The organism is Streptomyces mutabilis, assembly GCF_046628145.1.
Lineage (GTDB): Bacteria > Actinomycetota > Actinomycetes > Streptomycetales > Streptomycetaceae > Streptomyces > Streptomyces mutabilis.
The window spans coordinates 862974-882537 of the sequence record NZ_CP176874.1 but is presented as its reverse complement, the minus strand read 5'-3'; the positions used below and the strand labels follow the sequence as shown (position 1 = coordinate 882537).

The following is a 19564-nucleotide window of genomic DNA, read 5'->3' as shown; positions in this document are numbered from 1 at the left end:
GAAACGCCCGTGCTGCCTCACGGGAAGCCAACAGGGCGCCGCCCGTACCCGCATGCCGAGCGCGACCGCCCAGGTGACGCGTTCCACGCCCGGGCGCACGGCCGTACCGGTGCACGGCCGTACCGGCGTCACCCGCCCGCGCCCGTCGTCACCTTCCGTTCCGCCGAGAAGCCGCCCCAGGTGCCGTCCGACAGCCGGGCCCGGACCTTCACCCGGTGCGTGACGCCGGCCTCCCGCCCCGCGTAGAAGCTGTACTCGGCCCGGTCGCGCGGCGCGTCGTCGCCGTAGACGAGGGACGTCGCCGGACGGCCGTCCAGGTGAATCTGATACTCAGTGATGAGACCGTCCGTGCGCGGCGGGATCCAGGTGAGGTCGATGTGGTGCGCCCCGTCGGCGAGGCGGGATGCCGCGCGCAGGTCCGTGGGCGCGGTGGCGCTGCCGTCGTCCGAGCCCGGCGTGGTGAGCCGCACGACGGCGCCGGCGGGGGAGACGTTGTCGGCGGCGTCCCGCGCCCGGACCGTGAAGGAGTAGCGGGTGCCCGCGCGCAGTCCCGTGACCACGGCCGCCGTCTGCCCGCCTCCCACGCTGTGGATCTTCGTGCCGCCCTGGTGGACGTCGTACGACACCACCCCGCGGTCGTCGGTCGCGGCCGACCAGGTCAGTTGGACCGCCCGACTGCCCACCGCCCGGCCGCGGGTGTTCGCCGGGCGGGTGGGTGCCGAGTCGTCGGTGACGGCGGCGGGGGTCGTCGCCCGCACCTCCCGGCTGCGTGGGCCGAGGCGCCCGTCGGCGTCGCGGGCCCGCACGGTGAAGGCGTAGGCCGTCGAGGGGCGCAGCCGGGTGACGTCCACCATGCGTTCGGCGGCGGGCACCTCCTCGACCAGCGTGTCGCCGCGGTACACCTCGTACGTCTCGACCCCGTCGACCGCGTTCCACATCACGTGCACGGTCGTCGCGCTGCCCGCCTCGGCGGTGACGCCCGTCGGTGCCCCGGGCGGCGGGCCGGCTTCCTCGCCGTCGGCGCCCGTGGCCCAGCCGCAAGAGGCGACCAGGGTGAGAGTTCCGCAGAGCAGGGCCCAGCGGTGCGGGATGCGCGGGAGGCGGGCGGGTCCGGGGGAGGGGACGGCGGGATCGGGAACGTCTCGCACGGCGCTGCCTCCGGGGTGGGTTCGGGCCGGGGTTCGGGGCCGGCTTCGATGTGGCGGCAATGGTCCGGACCAATATGCCGTCAGTGACGCGGTCACATCAAGGGGGTGTCGTGGGCAACCCCTGGGCGAGTTTCGTATGCTGAAGCATCTTGAGACCGAAGTCCTCAGGCGAGTAAGGGAGTTCGGGTCCGTGGCGCGGACCGCTGTCGTCGCTGATTCCGCGCCGGCGCGGGCGGCCGGGCGGGCCGGAGCCGGTACGGCGCCGACCCGCCCGCCCCCGGTCGCCCGCGCGGAGCGCTGTGTGCACCGTCTGGCCCACAAAAGGTGGCGGCGTGAGCGATTCGGGGACAGATGTGGCGGAGTGACCCGTCCATGTCCCCCAGGAGAGGCCACATCGTGCGTGTCCAGTCGCTGACACTGGTCGCGGCCAGCGCCGCCCTGCTCGCCCCCACGACGTTCCCCGACGCTCCGCCCCCGACCCGGCCCGGACCCCAGGCCCAGTTCCGCTCCGGCCACCAGCCCCAGAGCGGACCCGTCCGCGCGGACCGTTCCGGCCCCCGGATGGGACCGGTACCGCCGCCGCAGACCGGGCCGTTTCCGCGGGCCGGCATCCCCGGGCACGGGGTCGCGCCCGGAGAGGACGCCCGCGACGAGGGACCCGTCAGCGCCGCCGACCTGCTGGCCAGGGTGCGCGACTGCGAGCCCGTCTCGGAGGGGCGCTACCGCAGCGACGCCGGAGCGCCGGCCGACATCCCGGTCTGCGGCGCGCGGGACGCCGTGTACTGGAAGGCCGACCTGGACGTCGACTGCGACGGCCGGCCCGGCGACCGCTGCAACAGCCGCACCGACCCGCACTTCACGCCCGCCACCGCCTACACCCGGTCGGACGGCCGCGCCCTGGACGCCGAACGCCTGCCCTACGTCGTGGTGCCACAACCCAGCGACATCTGGGACCACCGTGAGCACGACGTCCGCGGCGGATCGGTCGCGGCCGTCGTCCACGGTGACCGGGTGCGGTACGCCGTCGTCGGCGACATCGGCCCGCGCGAGCTCATCGGCGAGGCCTCATACGCCGCAGCGAAGTCGCTCGGCATCCCCGCCGACCCGCACGCGGGCGGCACCGACTCCGGCGTGACGTACATCGTCTTCAAGGACAGCGAGGTCGAGCCGATCGAGGACCGGGCCGCCACCCGGGAGACGGGGGAGCGGCTCGCGCGGGAGTTCGTGGGCGGCCGGTGAAGCACGCGAGTCCCGATGCCGGGGACTCCTGACGAACCACCGTTCGCGCCCGCCCGAGCGCGGAGGCGGGGCGGGAAGTGTCCTCCCCGCCCCGCCTCCCCGCGCACGTGACGTGCCCGGTCAGGCCTCCTCGGGCACGCGACGTTCCGGTCAGGCTGTCCGGCACGCGACGTCCCGGTCAGGCCTTCCGGTAGGAGTACGCCTCCGCGGCGGCCGACTCCACGGCCGCGAGGTCGGCGCCCGTCGCGGCCGTGACCACCGCGGCCACCGCGCCCTCCACGAACGGGGCGTCCACCAGCCGGGTGTTCTCGGGCAGCTCGTCGCCCTCGGCGATCAGCGCCTTCACCGTGAGGACCGCGCTGCCGAGGTCGGTGAGGACGGCGACCCCGGCGCCCCGGTCCACCGACGCGGCAGCCGCCGACACCAGCTCGGAACTGGTACCGAACTCCCCGGACGCGGTCCCGCCCGCCGGAGCGACGGGCACGGCGACGCCGCCGCCGGAGAGGGCCTTGGCCAGTTCCGCCACCGACGCGGCGACCTGGGCGCTGTGCGACACCAGCACGATCCCGACCAGCTTCTCGTCACTCACCGGCGGCCTCCTCCAGCGCGGCGACGAGCAGTGCGGCAGAGGTGGCGCCGGGGTCCTGGTGCCCGATGCTGCGCTCACCGAGGTAGCTCGCCCTGCCCTTGCGGGCCTGCATCGGAGTGGTCGCCTCGGCCCCCTCCTGCGCCGCAGCCCGAGCCGCGGCGAAGGAGTCACCGAGGGCGTCCACGGCGGGCACCAGGGCATCGATCATGGTCTTGTCGCCCGGTTGGGCGCCGCCGAGCGTCCGGACCGCCTCCACCCCCGTCCGCAACGCCTCCGCAAGCTGCTCCGGGCTCACCTCGGCGGCGTCACCCAGGGCCTTGCCGGTACGGCGCAGCAACGTCCCGTACAGCGGCCCCGAGGCGCCGCCGACCGTCGAGATCAGCTGCCGTCCGGCGAGGGTGAGGACCGAGCCGGGCGTGTCCGGTGCCTCCTTCTCCAGCGTGGCCGTCACGGCCGTGAACCCGCGCTGGAGGTTGCTGCCGTGGTCGGCGTCGCCGATGGGCGAGTCGAGGGCGGTGAGCCGTTCCGCCTCGCGGTCGACCAGCGCGGCGGTCGCCGTCATCCAACGGCGGAAGAAGTCGGCGTCGAGCACAGGATCTCCTTGCCTGGTAGGTACGTTCCGATCTCTTCCCCGTTCACCGTCACATGCCCCACCTCAGACCCGGCGTCCGCACCGGCGCGTCCCAGAGTCCGAGCAGTTCCTCGTCGATCTCGCACAGGGTGACCGAGGCGCCCGCCATGTCCAGCGAGGTCACGTAGTTGCCGACGAGGGTGCGGGCGACGGCGACACCGCGCTCGCCCAGCACCCGCTGCACCTCGGCGTTGAAGCCGTACAGCTCCAGCAGCGGCGTGGCCCCCATGCCGTTGACCAGTACCAGTACGGGGTTGCGCGGTTCGAGGTCGGTCAGTACCGCTTCCACGGCGGCCTCGGCGATCTCGCCCGACGTCATCATCGGGCGACGCTCCCGGCCGGGCTCCCCGTGGATGCCGATGCCCAGCTCCAGTTCACCGGCAGGCAGGTCGAAGGTGGGGCTGCCCTTGGCGGGCGTGGTGCAGGCGGCGAGCGCGACCCCGAAACTGCGGGAACGGTCGTTCACCCGGCGGGCGATCGCCTCCACCCGCTCCAGCGGCCGGCCCTCGTCCGCCGCCGCCCCGGCGATCTTCTCCACGAACAGCGTCGCACCCGTGCCGCGCCGCCCGGCCGTGTACAGGCTGTCCGTCACCGCGACGTCGTCGTTGACGAGTACCTTGGCCACCTGGATGCCCTCGTCCTCGGCCAGCTCGGCGGCCATGTCGAAGTTGAGGACGTCACCGGTGTAGTTCTTGACGACGAACAGCACTCCGGCCCCGCCGTCCACGGCCGCCGCGGCCCGCACCATCTGGTCCGGCACCGGCGAGGTGAACACCTCACCCGGACAGGCCGCCGACAGCATCCCGGGCCCCACGAACCCACCGTGCAGCGGCTCGTGCCCGGAGCCACCGCCGGACACCAGGGCCACCTTCCCGGCGACGGGGGCGTCCCGCCGCACGATCACCCGGTTCTCGACGTCCACCGTCAACTCGGGATGCGCGGCCGCCATACCGCGCAGCGCGTCCGCGACCACGGTCTCGGGGACGTTGATGAGCATCCTCACGGGTACCTCCCAGGTACGTAAGCAGATTGATCATGGGCCGGGGTTCTTGCAGGTCAGGGCAAGTGGTTAGTTCGTGATCTCGGCGGTCCGTGGCGGTCATGAGCGGGTCGCGGCGGTAGTGATGCCGACTTCGGTGACGTGGCGTCAGGTGCTTGCGGTGTGTCGACTGCGTATCGGCTTTAGTCCTGCAGGGGCAGTATCGGCCTTGCGACCGCGAAGGTCACGCGAGGCGACGTCCGGAGAGGCGGGGAAGCACCGACCTGGCAGATGCGGCCGAGCCTCGGAACTGTCGTACGCCGGGCCGTGCCCCGAGAGGCTGTCACCGTCCCGGGTGCGGTGTCCCGTCGGTCGCTGAGGTCATGCCTCCCGCTGCGCGTCGATCTCGGCGACGAGGGCCTCGATGCGGGTCCGGATCTCGTCGCGGATGGGGCGGACGGCGTCCACGCCCTTGCCGGCCGGGTCTTCCAGGGCCCAGTCGAGATACTTCTTGCCGGGGAAGACGGGGCAGGCGTCGCCGCAGCCCATGGTGATGACGTAGTCGGACGCCTGGACGGCCTCGGTGGTCAGGATCTTCGGCTCGGCGTCGGCGATGTCGACACCGATCTCCTTCATCGCTTCCACGGCGGCAGGGTTGACCCGGTCGCCCGGGACGGAGCCGGCGGAGCGGACCTCGATGCGGTCGCCCGCGAGGTGCTGGAGGAAGCCGGCGGCCATCTGGGAGCGGCCGGCATTGTGGACGCAGACGAACAGCACGGAGGCGAGCGGAGCGGAGGACATGCGTTCTTCCTTCACAGAGTGAGTGGCAGGGGGTTCAGGTGCTCGGCAGACCGGTGAGCGGGATGTCGGCGGCCCTCACGGCGTCGTCGGTCGGTGGCTCGGGAAACGCCCCGGCCGGATCGGCGCCCGCCTCGATGAGGACCTCCACGACGTACGGCTCGACCTCGGGCCCCGGGTGGGTTCCCGCGGACGAGACGGCCGGCGGCAAGGCGCTCGTCGGGCAGGGCGGGAGTGGGGACGACGGGCACGGGAAGACCCTTTCGACGGGCCACGAGTCAGCCCCGGCTGGTATCAGTGCCGGGTGATGTGACAGTATCAGCCCATGATGACGTCAGTCGACACTGACCTGATCCGGGTGCTGGCCGACCCGCTCAGGCTCCGGATCGTGACCCTGCTCGCCCGCGAGACGCTGTGCACCACCCACCTCGTCGAGGAGACCGGCGCCCGGCAGACCAACCTCTCCAACCACCTGAGGGTCCTGCGCGAGGCCGGGGTCGTGGAGACCGAGCCGTGCGGGCGCTTCACCTACTACAAGCTGCGCCCCGACGTCATCGCCCAGCTCGCCGGGCAGTTCGCCGATCTGGCCGAGTCCGCCCGTACCGCCGCCGACAACAAGAGGGCCTGCCCGTGACCTCCACCGAGCCCACCACTTCCGCTCCGGCAGGGGTGGGGGACGACTCGATCGTCAAGAAGCTCTCCACCCTCGACCGCTACCTCGCGGTGTGGATCCTCATCGCCATGGCCGTCGGCCTGGGGCTCGGGCGACTGATCCCCGGACTGAACGACGCGCTGGCGAAGGTGGAGGTCGGCGGCGTCTCCCTGCCCATCGCCCTCGGTCTGCTGATCATGATGTATCCGGTCCTGGCCAAGGTCCGCTACGACAAGCTGGACACCGTCACCGGCGACCGCAAGCTGATGATCTCCTCCCTGGTCATCAACTGGGTCCTCGGACCCGCGGTGATGTTCGCCCTGGCGTGGATCTTCCTGCCGGACCTGCCCGAGTACCGCACCGGTCTGATCATCGTCGGTCTGGCCCGCTGCATCGCCATGGTCATCATCTGGAACGACCTGGCCTGCGGCGACCGTGAGGCCGCTGCCGTACTGGTGGCGCTCAACTCGGTGTTCCAGGTGATCGCGTTCGGTCTGCTGGGCTGGTTCTACCTCGACCTGCTGCCCGGGTGGCTCGGGTTCGGTGACGGGGAGCACCTGGACATCTCGATGTGGGAGATCGCCTTCAACGTGGTCGTCTTCCTGGGGGTCCCGCTGCTGGCCGGTTTCCTGACCCGCCGGGTCGGCGAGAGGAAGATGGGCCGTGAGGGCTACGAGTCCCGCTTCCTGCCGAGGATCGGCCCCTGGGCGTTGTACGGGCTGCTGTTCACGATCGTGATCCTCTTCGCCCTGCAGGGCAAGACCATCACCTCCCAGCCGCTGGACGTCGCCCGCATCGCGCTGCCGCTGCTGGTGTACTTCGCGGTCATGTTCTTCGGCACCTTCCTCCTCGGCAAGAGCCTGGGGCTGGCCTACGACCGGACCACGACCCTGGCGTTCACCGCGGCGGGCAACAACTTCGAGCTGGCCATCGCGGTCGCCATCGCCACCTTCGGCGTCACCTCCGGCCAGGCCCTGTCCGGCGTCGTCGGACCGCTCATCGAAGTCCCGGTGCTGATCGGCCTCGTCCACGTCGCGCTCGCCTGGCGCAAGAAGTTCACCGCCGACGCGGTGACGACGGCTCCGTGACGCAGCACGTGGGCGTGGCGGTGGCCGGCGGCGGCCGAGCAGGGCTCGCCGTCGGCTGTCACCGGCCTCGTCAGGGCGTCGACTCCACCGTTCTCAGCGCCGGGCCGGCGCCGGGCGGGGCCTGGCAGCACATGGGGGACTTGCCGCGCCTGTTCTCCCCGGCCGTCCGCTCCTGCCTGCCGGGCCGGCTCATGCCCGCGCAGACCGGCGGGACCCGCCCCGACGCCGGTCTCGCGGGCACCTGCCGCGGCCCTTCGCCGGCGTAACGCGTCAGGAAACAGCAGAGGACCCCGGCCCGACCGGCCGGGGTCCTTTGGTGCTGGGTTTCAGTGGCTGCCGGCGAGTTCGCCGGTGAGCTTGCCGTGGAGGTCGGCGCTGGGGTCGTTCAGGCCGATGATCTCCACACTCTTGCCGCGCTGGGCGTACTTGGTCTCGATCGCGTCCAGGGCGGCGACGGAGGAGGCGTCCCAGATGTGGGCGGCCGAGAGGTCGATGACGACCTTCTCCGGGTCGCCCGCGTAGTTGAACCGGCCGACGAGGTCGTTGGAGGAGGCGAAGAACAACTCGCCGGTGACCCGGTAGACGACCGTGGCGTCGTCGGGGTCGGTGACGGCGGTGACGTCGGCGAGGTGAGCGACGCGCTTGGCGAAGATGACCATGGCGGTGACGGAGCCGACGACGACGCCGATGGCGAGGTTGTCGGTGGCCACCACGACGATCACGGTGATGGCCATGACGGCGATCTCGCCGGCGGGCATCCGCTTCAGTGTCCTGGGCGCGACGGAGTGCCAGTCGAAGGTGCCGAAGGCGACCATGACCATGACGGCGACCAGGGCGGCCATGGGGATGTCGGAGACGACGGGGCCGAAGGCGATGCAGAGCACCATGAGGAAGCCGCCGGCGAGGAAGGTGGAGACGCGGGTGCGGGCGCCTGAGACCTTTACGTTGATCATCGTCTGGCCGATCATGGCGCAGCCGCCCATCCCGCCGAAGAAGCCGGTGACGATGTTGGCGATGCCCTGGCCGATGGACTCGCGGGTCTTGGACGAGTGGGTGTCGGTGATGTCGTCGACGAGCTTGGCGGTCATCAGCGACTCCATCAGGCCGACCAGCGCCATGGCGAGGGCGTAGGGGGCGATGGTGGTCAGGGTGTCGAGGGTGAAGGGTACGTCGGGCAGTCCGGGCACCGGCAGGGAGGAGGGCAGTTCGCCCTTGTCACCGACGGTGGGGACGGCGATGCCGGCGGCAACGGTGATCACGGTGAGGATGACAATGGACACCAGGGGTGCCGGGATCACCTTGGTGACCCTCGGGAAGAACACCATCAGCGCCAGGCCGCCGATGATCAGCGGGTAGACCGGCCAGGGCACGTCGTGCATCTCCGGCACCTGTGCCATGAAGATCATGATGGCGAGGGCGTTGACGAAGCCGGTCATCACCGAGCGGGGCACGAACCGCATGAGCTTGGCCACGCCCACGGCACCCAGGACGATCTGGAAGACGCCGGCCAGGATGACGGTCGCGACCAGGTAGCCCAGACCGTGTTCGCGGTTCACGGGGGCGATGACGAGCGCGACGGCGCCGGTGGCGGCGGAGATCATCGCCCGTCGGCCGCCGACGACGGAGATCGTGACGGCCATGGTGAAGGACGCGAACAGGCCGATCGCCGGGTCGACGCCGGCGATGATCGAGAAGGAGATCGCCTCGGGAATCAGGGCCAGGGCGACGACCAGGCCGGCCAGAATCTCGGTGCGCCAGACCTTCGGGTCGTTCAGCCAGTCGGGCTTGAGGCCGCGCAGCCGCGCGGCAGGACTCACAGCAGCAGAAGACAAGGAGACGCGTACCTGTCGTGCTCGGGCACACCCGCCGGCAGGCCGGGCGTGCGGGAAGGACGCGCGGGAGCCGGGCCGGCGCCCCGCGGGCGACCCGCAGGGCGGGCCGGAAGTCAGGGGGAGGAGGCGGGACGACGCCGGCTCGGGAACGCGGAGCCGGATGCCTCACATCCAGAGGCGAGGGGTCACGGCGGGCAGGCGGCGGCGATCGGCGTCATGGGCTCGCGCACGCTCTCTCCTGCAACAATCGAATCCTCGCCGGGGGCGTCATCGGCCCCGGAACGGCAGCGGCAGGGCAGCCGGGCCGCCCTCACCGTCATCAACTCTACCCTAACGTTAGAGTAGACCTCGGCGGGTCGCACGGGACGCGGTCGCCGCGACGAGAAGGGCCAGGGAAACGGGCGTGGACGACAAGCACATGCAGATCGGCGAGGTCGCCACGCGCACGGAGCTGTCCCTGCGCACCATCCGGCACTACGAGGAGGCCGGCCTGGTCATCCCCTCCGCCCGGTCCCAGGGTGGCTTTCGCCTCTACACGGAGACCGATGTCGCCCGGCTCATGGTCATCCGCCGGATGAAGCCGCTCGGCTTCACCCTGGAGCAGATGCGCGACCTGCTCGACGCCACCGACCGCCTGGACGGCGATGACGCGCTCGACTCCGGCGAGCGCGAGGCCCTGCTGGAGCGCGTCCGCACGTACCAGCAGGCCGCCGCCGAACAGGTGGAGAAACTGCGGGTCCAACTCTCCCGCGCCGAGGACTTCGCCACCACCCTGAGCGCCCGCCTGGAACGGGACACTTCCCCCGCCCGCGTCCATGCGTCCGTTGGGCAGGAAGGCGAGCCGCATCAAGTCGCGGAAACCGAGGGGGCCCGTGCGGGGGTTCGCTGCCGGTGAGCGCTTCGCGTAGCCGGACGCCTTCGAGTCGGCAGTGACTCAGAAGGAGGGCACCGGCTCTCCGACGGTGTGTCAGGTCGGTCGGACCGCCCGTCCCCGAGGCCGAACTCGATCTGATCCAGGCGCTGTCCGTCGCGGTGAACGTCGAACCGCCACACCTCGATGGCCGAACAGGGCTGCGCCCACATTCAACTGACGGGCCGTCACCATCAACCCCGCCCGAAACGGGCCGGACTCGCACTTGCGCGGGAAAATCTTTCCTCGAAAAAGTTGAAACTTTGTCCTTGACGAGTTGAAAGTAAACGCTCTAGCGTCCAACCGACTTACAACGCACGGACTTTCACCTGGTTTCACCAAGGCCAAAGGAGTTCCCAGTGCGCAACAAGCGGATCGCCACCCTCGTGGGGGCGGCCACCCTGGCCGGAGCCGTCGGGCTCCTGCCGCTGTCTCCGGCCCAAGCCGCGAAATCCGACCCCGCACCACCGGCCCCGTCGGCCTTCCAGAAGGTCACCCTCAACGACCGTCCGGGCGAGCCCATGGCCCTCGCCGTCCTGCCCGACCGGCGGGTGCTGCACACCGCGCGTACCGGCGAGGTACGTATCAACGACCCGAAGAGCGGCGTGAACTTCCTCGCCGCCGACATGAAGAAGAGCCCCGCCGGGCTCTACCAGCACGACGAAGAGGGCGTGCAGGGCATCGCGGTCGATCCCGGCTTCAGCAAGAACCACTGGGTCTACCTCTACTACTCGCCCCGCCTCGACACTCCCGTGGACGACCCGGCCACGGCGGGCGTCAACGAGGGGGACGCACCGGAGTACGGCACGGCCGAGGACTTCGCCAAGTACAAGGGCGTCACGCGGCTGTCGCGCTTCAAGCTCGAGGGCAACAAGCTCGACTTCACCACCGAGCAGAAGATCCTCGACGTCCCGGCCGACCGCGGCATCTGCTGCCACGTCGGCGGCAAGATCGACTTCGACGGCAAGGGCAACCTGTTCCTGTCGACCGGTGACGACTCCAACCCGTTCGCCTCGGACGGCTACGCACCGCTCGACGACCGCCCCGACCGCAACCCGGCCTTCGACTCGCGACGCACCTCGGGCAACACCGACGACCTGCGCGGCAAGGTCCTGCGCATCAAGGTCAAGAAGGACGGCACGTACACGGTCCCGAGAGGCAACCTCTTCGAGCCGGGCACGCCGAAGACCCGCCCCGAGATCTACGCCATGGGTCTGCGCAACCCGTTCCGCTTCTCGGTGGACGACAGGACCGGCGACGTCTACGTCGGCGACTACTCGCCCGACGCCAACGAGGCGAACCCCGACCGCGGCCCCGCCGGCCACGGCCGCTGGATGGTCATCGACCGTCCCGCCAACTACGGCTGGCCGTTCTGCGTGACCCGGGACATGCCGTACCAGAACTACGACTTCGCCACCCAGAAGTCGAGCGGCGCGTTCAACTGCGCCAAGCCGGTCAACGACTCGCGGCACAACACCGGACTGAGCAAGCTGCCGCCGGTCACGGACGCGGAGATCGTCTACGGCTACGGCGCCTCGGAGGCGTTCCCGGAGCTCGGCACGGGCGGCATCGCCCCCATGGGCGGCCCGGCGTACGACTACGACAGGCGGAACAAGGCCCAGAACCGCTGGCCCGAGTACTTCGACGGCAAACCGCTCTTCTACGAGTGGACCCGCGACCAGATGCTCGCCCTCACCCTCGGCAAGAGGAACGAGGTCGACAAGATCGAGAACGCGATCCCCACGATCACGACGGACGGCCCGATCGACGCGGAGTTCGGCCCGGACGGCGCGCTCTACGTCCTCGAGTACGGCACCGGCTACTTCGCGGAGCTGCCCGAGGCACAGCTCTCCCGCATCGACTTCACGCGAGGCAACCGCACCCCGGAGCCCAAGGCCGCCGCGGACGTGACCAACGGCACCAGCCCGCTGACCGTCCAGTTCTCCAGCGCCGGCACGAAGGACGCCGACGGTGACGCCCTCAGCTACGCCTGGGACTTCGACGCCGACGGCACCGTGGACTCCACGGAGGCCAACCCGAAGCACACGTTCACCGAGAACGCCGTCTTCGACGCCACGCTGAAGGTCACCGACAGCACCGGCCGTTCGGCTGCCGCCTCGGTTCCGGTCGTCGTCGGCAACAAGGCGCCGGTCGTCTCACTCACCACCGACCCCGCTCCGCACGGCGGCACGGCGTTCCACTGGGGTGACACGGTCACCTGGGAGGTGACCGTCACCGACGACCAGCCGGTGGACTGCTCGAAGGTCACCGTCTCGTTCATCCTGGGCCACGACACGCACGGACATCCGCTCTCCTCGAGCACCGGCTGCTCCGGATCGTTCAAGACGTTCGTGGACGGCGGTCACGCCGGTGCGGACAACCTGAAGGCGGTCTTCAACGCCAGCTACACGGACTCTCCCCCGGACGGCCTGCCCTCCCTCTCGGGCAGCGCCGAGGTCGCGCTGACGCCGGCCGACTGACCGGCGGCGGAAGCCAAGGAGGCGGAGTCACCGAGGCGGGGCGCCATCCCGGGGGGATGGCGCCCCGGCCGTACGGGAGGGCGAACACGCTCGTCCGAGAGGAGCGTGGTCCGCGAACAGGGCGTGCCGTCGTCGGGCGATACGCTCAGGGGGTGACTCAGCGATCCGTACCCGACGAGCGGCGGCCCTCGAACGACGGGCGCAGGGTCGCCGCCCGCAACCGGGCCGCCCTCGTCGCCGCCGCGCGCGAGATCTACACGGAGTACGGTCTCGACGCCCCGTTGTCCGCGATCGCGCGCCGCGCCGGAGTCGGGCAGGGCGTTCTGTACCGGCACTTTCCCGACCGGGCGGCCGTCGCCACCGCGGTCCTGGAGGAGAACGTCCGTCAGATCGAGCAGGCGGCGGCGGCGCCGGACGCGGACATCGCGGGAGTCCTCGGTGTACTCACCTGGCACCAGACCGAGTCGGCGGCCTTCATCAGCGTGTTGCACACCGACGCGGCGGCCGGCGGTACCGACATCCCCGCGTACGCCGCGGCACTGTCCGGGCGGGTCGAGCGGGCCCTGCGGGCACACCTGCCGGACGGCCACCGGCTGGCCGCGGCGAAGGGCGACCTGATGATCGCCGTCGCCATGGTCTCGGGCGCCGTCACCGGCCCCACTCGCGAGCAGCGGGAACACCGGGCACTGGCGGCATGGCGGCTGCTCGGTGTCGAGGTGGGACCGGTGCGCCCCTTCGGCGCGTGAGGGGCGGTCAGCCGCCGTTGGACTGACGTACACCTTCCGCCAGCGCGTCGAAGGTGTACAGGTACCCTCCGGCGGGCCCGCTGACGGTCATGTACGCCTTGGTCCCTCCGGGTGTGATGGCCACGTTGGTCGCCGACTCGAGCCCTTCGGCGGCGCGGGCGGGGACCTCGACGGTCGCCAGGCGCTCACCGTGCCGGTCGTACACCGCCATGGCGGGGCGGCCGTGCAGGGCCTGGTAGAGGTTGCCGTCCGCGTCCACGGCGATCGAGTCGGTCTGGGCGACCCCGCCGTCCACCCTGATCGCCGTGTGCCGGGACGCGACCCGGTCCTCGCCGTCGAGGAGAAGGTAGGACACCCGGTTCTGCGTGAGTTCACTGACCCACAGGCCGCGGTACTCCGAGTCGAACGAGATCCCGTTCGGCGCCGCCAGTTCGTCGGCCAGGACGGTGGCGTTCTTCCCCTCGCGGTCGATGCGCACCACGCGCCCCTTCGCCTCGCCCTCGGACATGCCGCGCGAGTCGCTGACGTACAGGTTGCCGTCCTGGTCGAAGGCGAGATCGTCGGGGTTCATCGCCGCCCCGTCGACCTCGCCCGAGAAGAAGGTCCGCGGGTCGCTCCCGTCGGGGGCCATGCTGACGATCTCGCCGTGGGCGAAGTCGGTCAGGTAGACGCGCCCGTCGTAGGGGCTGAACTGGGCGGAGGTGTAGGCGCCGCGGTCGTCGGTGTGGACCTGGGCCGACGTCTTCTTCCGCACATCGACGCGCAGCACCTTCGGTTCGCCGGCCGGTGCGGTGACGTCGACGACGAGCAGACTGCCGTCCGCGTCGAAGGTCGGGCCCTCGAGCAGGGTCATGCCCGTCTCGGGGTGCACCGTCGTCAGCCGCATCACCTTCTGGGCACGGACGGTCCGGTCCGCGCCGCCGGCCGCAGCCTCCTCGGGGCCGCCGCTGCCCGTGTCCGTACCGCATCCGGTGAGGGCCAGCAGGCCGATCGCCGCGAGGCCGGTGAGGGATCGGATCGGGAGTCGTCGCATGGGGGTCACTCTTCCTGTCCGAAGTGTGCGGAATCTGTCTCCACCGCAACCGGACAGTGTTGTCCGGTTCTTGTTACGGTAGTGCATGCCCGCTCAAGTCCGTTGTCCGCGTGCGCCTTTGGCGGACGGAGCGGCTTCCTGGCAGCGAACCGGAAGGATCGAGGTCCCCCCACATGACGAACCCGGTAACACCCTCCTCCGAGGAACTGGCCGAGCTGAGGCGGCGCTATCGCCTGGAGAGGGAGCGACGCGTGCGCCCCGACGGCGCTCGGCAGTACCTGACCGCCGACGCCGAGTTCGGCTACTACGCCGACGACCCGTACGCGGCCGAAGCGGGTGAGCGTGAGCCTGTGCGGGACAGGGTGGACGTCGCGGTCGTCGGCGGAGGGTTCGGCGGCATCCTGGCGGGCGCGCGCTTGCGTCAGCAGGGCATCGGGCGGGTCCGCGTGCTGGAGAAGGGCGGCGACTTCGGAGGGACCTGGTACTGGAACCGGTACCCGGGCATCCACTGCGACATCGAGTCGCACGTGTACCTGCCGATGCTCGACGAGACCGGTTACGTTCCGGAGTGGAAGTACTCTCCCGGAGAGGAGATCCGCCGACACGCGGTACGGATCGCGGAGCAGTTCGACCTCTACGCGGACGCCCTGTTCTCCACGTCGGTCACGTCCCTGACCTGGGACGAGACCTCGCAGGCATGGATCGTCGCGACCGACCGGGGCGACAAGTTCCGGGCCACCTACGTCATCACGGCGACGGGCACCCTCTCCGAACTCAAGCTCCCCGGCATCCCCGGGATCGAGAACTTCGAGGGGCACACCTTCCACACGTCGCGCTGGGACTACGGCTACACCGGCGGCACGCCGGACGGCGGTCTCGCCGGCCTCGCGGGCAAGCGCGTGGGTGTCGTCGGCACCGGTGCCACCGGCGTCCAGGTCATCCCGAAGCTGGCCGAGGACGCGGGACACGTCTATGTCTTCCAGCGCACCCCCTCCACCGTGGACGTACGCGCCAACCGCCGTACCACCGCACGGGACGTCGGCGCCGACCACGACGGATGGGCTCGCGAGCGCCGCGACAACTTCCTGCGCATCGTGTCCGGAGAGTCCGTCGAGGACGATCTCGTGGCGGACGGGTGGACCTCGTCGGCCGGTCTCCTGGAGAAGCTCCTGCCGAGCTTTTGCCGTCCGGCGGACCGGCGGGCCTTCGAAGCGGCCTATGAGATCGCGGACGCGGCGAAGATGAACGAGGTCCGTGCCCGCGTCGAGCGGATCGTCGCCGACGCGGGCACGGCGGAGAAGCTCAAACCCTGGTACCGGTACGCCTGCAAGCGCCCCACCTTCTCCGACAGCTACTTGCAGGCGTTCAACCGCGACAACGTCACCCTGGTCGACACCGCGGACACCCACGGCATCGAGCGGATGACCGAGCGCGGTGTCGTGGTCGGCGACAGCGAGTACGAACTCGACTGCCTGGTCTTCGCGACCGGGTTCTCCGTCGGGGTCTCCGGCGTCCATTCCGGGAAGCTCTCCGTTCGCGGCCGGGACGGCGTCCAGTTGCTGGACGCGTTGCGGCAGCGGGGGCCGCGGTCCCTGCACGGCTTCACCATCAACGGCTTCCCGAACCTGATCCAGTTGGGAGCCATGCAGAGCGCACCCAGCGTCAACTTCACGCACGTGCTCGACGAGCACGCCGTGCACGCGGCGGCACTCGTCGCGGGCGCCGAGGCCAAGGGCGCCGTCATCGAACCGTCCCGCGAGGCCGAGGACGCCTGGATCGCGGTCCTGGCCGAGGGCGCGCCCGACCACGAGTGGTTCCACGCCGAGTGCACCCCCGGGTACTACAACGGTGAGGGACGTGGCCGCCCGAACGCGCCGAGCGCCTACCCGCACGGCGCGGCTGCCTTCCACGACCTGCTGAAGCGCTGGCGCGAGGAATCCATGGACGAGGTCCTCGAGGCCGGCCGGGCTTCCTGAGGCCGGGCGCACCGACCGCGAGTCGGTGCGGTTCGGGGCCCGGTCGACGGCGACCGGGTCCCGCACGGTTTCGGCAGTGGCCGAGTGAGGTGCCGCGCGCTCCTGGGGAGGCGGCGGCGCCTCGCCGGGAGCGGCCGGCGGCCGAGTCAGACCGCGGACCAGCCGTCGTCGACGGGCAGGATCGCGCCGTTGATGTTGCTCGCGGCGTCCGAGGCGAGGAACAGGATCGCGGCAGCCTGCTCCTCCGGCTGCGACACGCGGCCGAGGTTGACGAAGTGCGGTCCGATCGCCGCCGGTCCGTGCGCCGCGCGGTCGGCTTCCACCGCGATGGCGGTGGCGGTGCCGCCCGGGCAGATGGCGTTGGCGCGGATGCCGTTCTTGCGGTACATCACCGCCAGCGACTTCGTCAGCCCCACCACGCCGTGCTTGGAAGCCGTGTAAGCGGCGCCCGCCGCGCTGCCGCGCAGGGCTGCCTCGGAGGCGGTGTTCACGATGGCGCCGCGGCCCGCGGCCAGCATGTGGGGCAGCACCGCGCGGGTGAGCATGAACGGCGCGGTCAGGTTGACCCGGATGACCCGGTCCCACTCGGCGTCGCTCACGTCGGCCGGTGCCGACATGCTGTCCATGATCCCGGCGTTGTTCACCAGGACGTCCACGCCGCCGAACCGCTCCACCGCCGTCGCCGTCACCCGGTCCACGACGTCCTGCTCGCCCAGGTCGCCCGTGACGGCCAACGCGGTGCCGCCGGCCTGCTCGATCTCCGTGACGACCGCGTCGGCTCCGTCGGCGTTGAGGTCCGCCACCACGACGCGGTCGCCCTGAGCGGCGAAGGCTAGGGCTGCCGCGCGCCCTATGCCCGATCCCGCTCCGGTGACGATCACGCTGCGTCCGTTCAGATCGCCGGTCATGAAGTGCTCCGTCCAAGAAGTGCCGACGCGGCGGACTCGTGTCGCACCGCACCGGCACCCTATCTGTTTATGTCTCTGAGTGACATAAAGTCTTGGTGGGGGAGAATGCCCATGGCATTGATCACCGGCGCCGGAGGGGCAGATGACCGCAGCTCGCGGACGGACGGGGCGGCCACCCCTGACCGAGGAGCGCAAGACCGCCATCAGGCTGGAGATCGCCCGGGCCGCGGTCGACCTGTTCATCGCCCAGGGCGTCGCCGCGACGACGGGGGAGCAGATCGGACAGGCGGTCGGCGTCTCGGCGCGCACGGTGTGGCGCTACTTCCCGACCAAGGAGAGCTGCGTACGGCCGCTCTTCTCCACCGGCATCGACACGATCGCCGACGCACTGCGGCAGTGGCGTCCCGGCCGCCCCCTCGAGGAAGCCTTCGACGGACTCTGGACCCGTGACGCGCCCCTGCCCGGCCCGGACGTGGGCGCCCTGCTGCGGCTGACCCGGACCGAACCGGGGCTGCGCGCGGTCTGGCTGCAGACCCACGACGAGGCGGAACCCGCCTTCGCACGCGCCCTCGCCGAGCGGGCCGGGCTGCCCGCCGACGACGTACGGCCCGCGATCTGGGCCGCCATGCTCAACGCCGCGCTCCGTGCGGCGGTCGAGCACCATGCCTACCGGACGACCGAGCCGGGCACCGAACCCGCGACCGCCCGGGCCGACCTCGCGGAGACCTTGCGCACCGCCCTGGCCGTCACGGCGGCCGGCCTCACCTGAGCCACCGCGGTGGCCCTGCGCTCCTGCGCGGTGCGGAGGCCGGCGACCGGTGGCCCAGAGGCCGTCGATCGGTGGCCGGAGGCGGCGGCCTTCTTCCGGTGCTCGGGTGGCGGTCAGGCTCCCTCGGGCCGACGGCTGCGGGGAGCCGAGGCGAGTGCCAGGTCGTAGGAGTCTGTGACCAGGTTCTCGACGAGGGCGGTGGTGAGGCCCGGGCCGGCACCCACGGAGACCCAGTGCCTCTTGTCGAGGTAGCGCCCGGCGGTGATCGAGGGATGTGAATCCCGTAGGCGCCGTCCCTGCTCCGGATCGGCCTTGACCGTGATGATCCGTTCGTCGGGGTCGTCCGTGACGATCAGGAAGACCTTCCCGGCGACCTTGTGGACATCGAGCTTCTCGGTGAACGGGCGCCCGCTGCTGGTGCCGGGCAGCGCCTCGGCCGCGCGGCGTGCCGCCTGCTGCAGCCGCACCCCGGTGAGGGTCATCGCTGGGTCCGGTCACGCCCGGCGAACGTTGCCGGGTCCACCGGCTGCTGCGCCTTCGGGAGATTGGCGACCACCAGCAGATAGGAATCGGTCACCAGCTCCTCGACCAGGCTGCGGTCGAGGGAGCCGCCGCCCTCCAGGGTGATCCAGTGCTTCTTGTTCATGTGGTAGCCGGGGGTGATTCGGAGTGCTGCTCCCGCAACGCCGCCGCCTCGTCGGGGGCGGATTTGACGATCACCATCGGCTCCCCGGTGACGTCGGTGATCAGCATGAAGACCTTGCCGCGCACCTTGTGCACGTCCCACTCCGGACCGAAGGGATGCTCCAGCGCGGTGCCGGGCAGGCCCTCGGCGCACTCGGCGGCCATCTGCTGCAGCTTCTTGCCGTTCACGATGTTCAGCTCCTTGCCGGTGTGTATCCCCGGCACCGTGCGGCACCGGCGGCCCGGTTCACCGGGCCTCACCAGCCATGATTCCCTGAGGTCGGGCATTTCGGGCGGCACCGACTGCGCGAAAGCCGAGCGGTCGGTGTCGCGAGGCGTCGGGTGTCAGGCGGGCTGCCAGACCTCGGCGAGCGCCGACGCGGTCAGCACGCCGTCGGGGTGGCCCTGTCCCGCCAGGCTGCCGTCGCGGAGCAGGAGGCACGCGTCCGCCGAGCGCGCTGCCTCCAGGTCGTGGGTGGCCTGGACCACGGTCACCCCGTCGGCGACCAGCTCCGTCAGCAGCGTCGAGATGCGCTCCCTGGCCTCGGGGTCGAGCCCCGTGGTCGGTTCGTCCAGCAGCAGGAGGTCCGACTCCTGGGCCAATCCCTGGGCGATGAGGGCGCGTTGGCGCTGACCGCCCGACAACTCCCCGAGCTGGCGCCCGGCGAGGTCGGCGATGTGCAGCCGGTCGAGGGCCGAGTCCACGGTCGCACGGTCCCCGCGGGTCAGCCGGCGCCACGGGCCGCGCTCGCCCCAGCGTCCCATCTCCACGGTCTGCCGGACGGTCAGCGGCAGGGTGTCCGCGACGGCGCCGCGCTGCGGCACGAAGGCCGGCGGCCGGCCCCCCTCGTGGTGCAGATCTCCAGCAGTCGGCTGGATCACACCGGCCAGGACGCCGAGCAGGGTCGACTTCCCGCTGCCGTTCGGGCCGACGAGGGCAGTGGTGGCCGACGCCGGTATCTCCGAGGTCAGCCGGTGGAGCACCGGTCGCCCGGGGTAGCCCGCGCTCAGCCGGGCGAATCGGACGCGCGCCGTCCGGTGGGTGGGAGCGGACGGCGAGGGGAGTGGTTTTTTGAACATGATTTTCATTGTAGTGTCCTCG

At 71.1% G+C, this 19564-nt stretch carries 20 protein-coding genes and 1 pseudogene; 9 read left to right on the top strand and 12 right to left on the bottom strand.

Features of this window, described 5'->3' with window-relative positions; all coding sequences use genetic code 11:
- Positions 1 to 128: 128 nt before the first annotated feature.
- Entirely contained in the window at positions 129 to 1148 is a 1020-nt protein-coding gene (locus ACLIN4_RS03630; RefSeq protein WP_411575481.1) for a fibronectin type III domain-containing protein, read from the bottom strand.
- 396 nt (positions 1149 to 1544) lie between these two features.
- Between ACLIN4_RS03630 and ACLIN4_RS03625 the strand changes: the two genes are divergently transcribed.
- Positions 1545 to 2387, top strand: a complete 843-nt coding sequence (locus ACLIN4_RS03625) for a glycoside hydrolase family 75 protein (RefSeq protein WP_411575480.1) — start codon at positions 1545 to 1547, stop codon at positions 2385 to 2387.
- A 178-nt stretch (positions 2388 to 2565) separates the two neighbouring features.
- Here ACLIN4_RS03625 and ACLIN4_RS03620 read toward each other — a convergent pair whose 3' ends face one another.
- The 5 genes from ACLIN4_RS03620 to ACLIN4_RS03600 form a co-directional block, all read right to left on the bottom strand.
- On the bottom strand, positions 2566 to 2976 hold the full coding sequence (locus ACLIN4_RS03620) for a PTS-dependent dihydroxyacetone kinase phosphotransferase subunit DhaM (protein ID WP_100044605.1): 411 nt from the start codon (positions 2974 to 2976) through the stop codon (positions 2566 to 2568).
- Positions 2969 to 3568, bottom strand: coding sequence for a dihydroxyacetone kinase subunit DhaL (gene dhaL / locus ACLIN4_RS03615; RefSeq protein WP_289908352.1), 600 nt, complete (start codon positions 3566 to 3568; stop codon positions 2969 to 2971). Before dhaL ends, ACLIN4_RS03620 begins: the two co-directional genes overlap by 8 nt.
- Positions 3569 to 3617: 49 nt before the next feature.
- Positions 3618 to 4610: a dihydroxyacetone kinase subunit DhaK gene (gene dhaK / locus ACLIN4_RS03610; protein ID WP_307653237.1), complete on the bottom strand. Its 993-nt coding sequence runs from the start codon at positions 4608 to 4610 to the stop codon at positions 3618 to 3620.
- Between the two features lie 357 nt (positions 4611 to 4967).
- Positions 4968 to 5387: an arsenate reductase ArsC gene (locus ACLIN4_RS03605; protein WP_107477675.1), complete on the bottom strand. Its 420-nt coding sequence runs from the start codon at positions 5385 to 5387 to the stop codon at positions 4968 to 4970.
- Positions 5388 to 5421: 34 nt separating this feature from the next.
- Positions 5422 to 5595 carry a hypothetical protein gene (locus ACLIN4_RS03600; RefSeq protein WP_381912403.1) on the bottom strand — a complete coding sequence of 58 codons (174 nt, stop codon included), beginning with the start codon at positions 5593 to 5595 and terminating at the stop codon, positions 5422 to 5424.
- Positions 5596 to 5709: 114 nt separating this feature from the next.
- On the opposite strand from ACLIN4_RS03600, the gene ACLIN4_RS03595 reads away from it, so the two are divergent.
- Genes ACLIN4_RS03595 through ACLIN4_RS03585 form a run of 3 tightly spaced genes read left to right on the top strand, consistent with a single transcriptional unit; the run spans position 5710 to position 7390 of the window.
- On the top strand, positions 5710 to 6018 hold the full coding sequence (locus tag ACLIN4_RS03595; RefSeq protein ID WP_100044601.1) for an ArsR/SmtB family transcription factor: 309 nt from the start codon (positions 5710 to 5712) through the stop codon (positions 6016 to 6018).
- Positions 6015 to 7124, top strand: a complete 1110-nt coding sequence (arsB, locus tag ACLIN4_RS03590; RefSeq protein WP_107477676.1) for an ACR3 family arsenite efflux transporter — start codon at positions 6015 to 6017, stop codon at positions 7122 to 7124. The genes ACLIN4_RS03595 and arsB overlap by 4 nt, the downstream gene beginning before the upstream one ends.
- Positions 7121 to 7390, top strand: a complete 270-nt coding sequence (locus ACLIN4_RS03585; protein WP_179342430.1) for a hypothetical protein — start codon at positions 7121 to 7123, stop codon at positions 7388 to 7390. Before arsB ends, ACLIN4_RS03585 begins: the two co-directional genes overlap by 4 nt.
- A gap of 60 nt (positions 7391 to 7450) precedes the next feature.
- On the opposite strand, the gene ACLIN4_RS03580 is transcribed toward ACLIN4_RS03585, so the two are convergent.
- Entirely contained in the window at positions 7451 to 8941 is a 1491-nt protein-coding gene (locus ACLIN4_RS03580) for a SulP family inorganic anion transporter (RefSeq protein WP_107477677.1), read from the bottom strand.
- A gap of 418 nt (positions 8942 to 9359) precedes the next feature.
- Here ACLIN4_RS03580 and ACLIN4_RS03575 point away from each other — a divergent pair, with 418 nt between their 5' ends.
- The 3 genes from ACLIN4_RS03575 to ACLIN4_RS03565 all read left to right on the top strand — a co-directional run bounded on the left by ACLIN4_RS03575 (position 9360) and on the right by ACLIN4_RS03565 (position 13092).
- Positions 9360 to 9851, top strand: a complete 492-nt coding sequence (locus ACLIN4_RS03575; protein WP_381912408.1) for a MerR family transcriptional regulator — start codon at positions 9360 to 9362, stop codon at positions 9849 to 9851.
- A gap of 374 nt (positions 9852 to 10225) precedes the next feature.
- Positions 10226 to 12346 carry a PQQ-dependent sugar dehydrogenase gene (locus ACLIN4_RS03570; RefSeq protein ID WP_307653242.1) on the top strand — a complete coding sequence of 707 codons (2121 nt, stop codon included), beginning with the start codon at positions 10226 to 10228 and terminating at the stop codon, positions 12344 to 12346.
- Positions 12347 to 12498: 152 nt separating this feature from the next.
- Positions 12499 to 13092, top strand: coding sequence for a TetR/AcrR family transcriptional regulator (locus ACLIN4_RS03565; protein ID WP_100046079.1), 594 nt, complete (start codon positions 12499 to 12501; stop codon positions 13090 to 13092).
- Between the two features lie 7 nt (positions 13093 to 13099).
- On the opposite strand, the gene ACLIN4_RS03560 is transcribed toward ACLIN4_RS03565, so the two are convergent.
- Positions 13100 to 14125 carry an SMP-30/gluconolactonase/LRE family protein gene (locus ACLIN4_RS03560; protein ID WP_107477679.1) on the bottom strand — a complete coding sequence of 342 codons (1026 nt, stop codon included), beginning with the start codon at positions 14123 to 14125 and terminating at the stop codon, positions 13100 to 13102.
- Between the two features lie 173 nt (positions 14126 to 14298).
- Here ACLIN4_RS03560 and ACLIN4_RS03555 point away from each other — a divergent pair, with 173 nt between their 5' ends.
- Positions 14299 to 16101 (top strand): flavin-containing monooxygenase, encoded by a 1803-nt coding sequence (locus tag ACLIN4_RS03555; protein WP_411575479.1) that lies wholly within the window; start codon positions 14299 to 14301, stop codon positions 16099 to 16101.
- Between the two features lie 146 nt (positions 16102 to 16247).
- Here the strand turns inward: ACLIN4_RS03555 and ACLIN4_RS03550 are convergent, their stop codons facing one another.
- Positions 16248 to 17009 carry an SDR family NAD(P)-dependent oxidoreductase gene (locus ACLIN4_RS03550; RefSeq protein WP_289908459.1) on the bottom strand — a complete coding sequence of 254 codons (762 nt, stop codon included), beginning with the start codon at positions 17007 to 17009 and terminating at the stop codon, positions 16248 to 16250.
- A gap of 142 nt (positions 17010 to 17151) precedes the next feature.
- Between ACLIN4_RS03550 and ACLIN4_RS03545 the strand changes: the two genes are divergently transcribed.
- Positions 17152 to 17778: a TetR/AcrR family transcriptional regulator gene (locus ACLIN4_RS03545; protein WP_107477681.1), complete on the top strand. Its 627-nt coding sequence runs from the start codon at positions 17152 to 17154 to the stop codon at positions 17776 to 17778.
- A 113-nt stretch (positions 17779 to 17891) separates the two neighbouring features.
- Here ACLIN4_RS03545 and ACLIN4_RS03540 read toward each other — a convergent pair whose 3' ends face one another.
- The 3 genes and pseudogenes from ACLIN4_RS03540 to aztA all read right to left on the bottom strand — a co-directional run bounded on the left by ACLIN4_RS03540 (position 17892) and on the right by aztA (position 19551).
- Entirely contained in the window at positions 17892 to 18260 is a 369-nt protein-coding gene (locus tag ACLIN4_RS03540; protein ID WP_107477682.1) for an MmcQ/YjbR family DNA-binding protein, read from the bottom strand.
- Positions 18257 to 18651, bottom strand: a pseudogene (locus ACLIN4_RS03535) (MmcQ/YjbR family DNA-binding protein). The gene ACLIN4_RS03540 and the pseudogene ACLIN4_RS03535 overlap by 4 nt, the downstream one beginning before the upstream one ends.
- A 156-nt stretch (positions 18652 to 18807) precedes the next feature.
- On the bottom strand, positions 18808 to 19551 hold the full coding sequence (gene aztA / locus ACLIN4_RS03530; protein WP_107477683.1) for a zinc ABC transporter ATP-binding protein AztA: 744 nt from the start codon (positions 19549 to 19551) through the stop codon (positions 18808 to 18810).
- Positions 19552 to 19564: the final 13 nt, after the last annotated feature.

Bases quoted from the DNA above. Each gene is read 5' to 3' on its own strand.
- ACLIN4_RS03595 (WP_100044601.1), top strand. From the start codon at position 5,710: ATGATGACGTCAGTCGACACTGACCTGATCCGGGTGCTGGCCGACCCG.
- ACLIN4_RS03555 (WP_411575479.1), top strand. From the start codon at position 14,299: ATGACGAACCCGGTAACACCCTCCTCCGAGGAACTGGCCGAGCTGAGG.
- aztA (WP_107477683.1), bottom strand. From the start codon at position 19,551: ATGAAAATCATGTTCAAAAAACCACTCCCCTCGCCGTCCGCTCCCACC.
- ACLIN4_RS03545 (WP_107477681.1), top strand. From the start codon at position 17,152: ATGACCGCAGCTCGCGGACGGACGGGGCGGCCACCCCTGACCGAGGAG.
- ACLIN4_RS03560 (WP_107477679.1), bottom strand. From the start codon at position 14,125: ATGCGACGACTCCCGATCCGATCCCTCACCGGCCTCGCGGCGATCGGC.
- ACLIN4_RS03540 (WP_107477682.1), bottom strand. From the start codon at position 18,260: ATGACCCTCACCGGGGTGCGGCTGCAGCAGGCGGCACGCCGCGCGGCC.
- ACLIN4_RS03605 (WP_107477675.1), bottom strand. From the start codon at position 5,387: ATGTCCTCCGCTCCGCTCGCCTCCGTGCTGTTCGTCTGCGTCCACAAT.
- ACLIN4_RS03550 (WP_289908459.1), bottom strand. From the start codon at position 17,009: ATGACCGGCGATCTGAACGGACGCAGCGTGATCGTCACCGGAGCGGGA.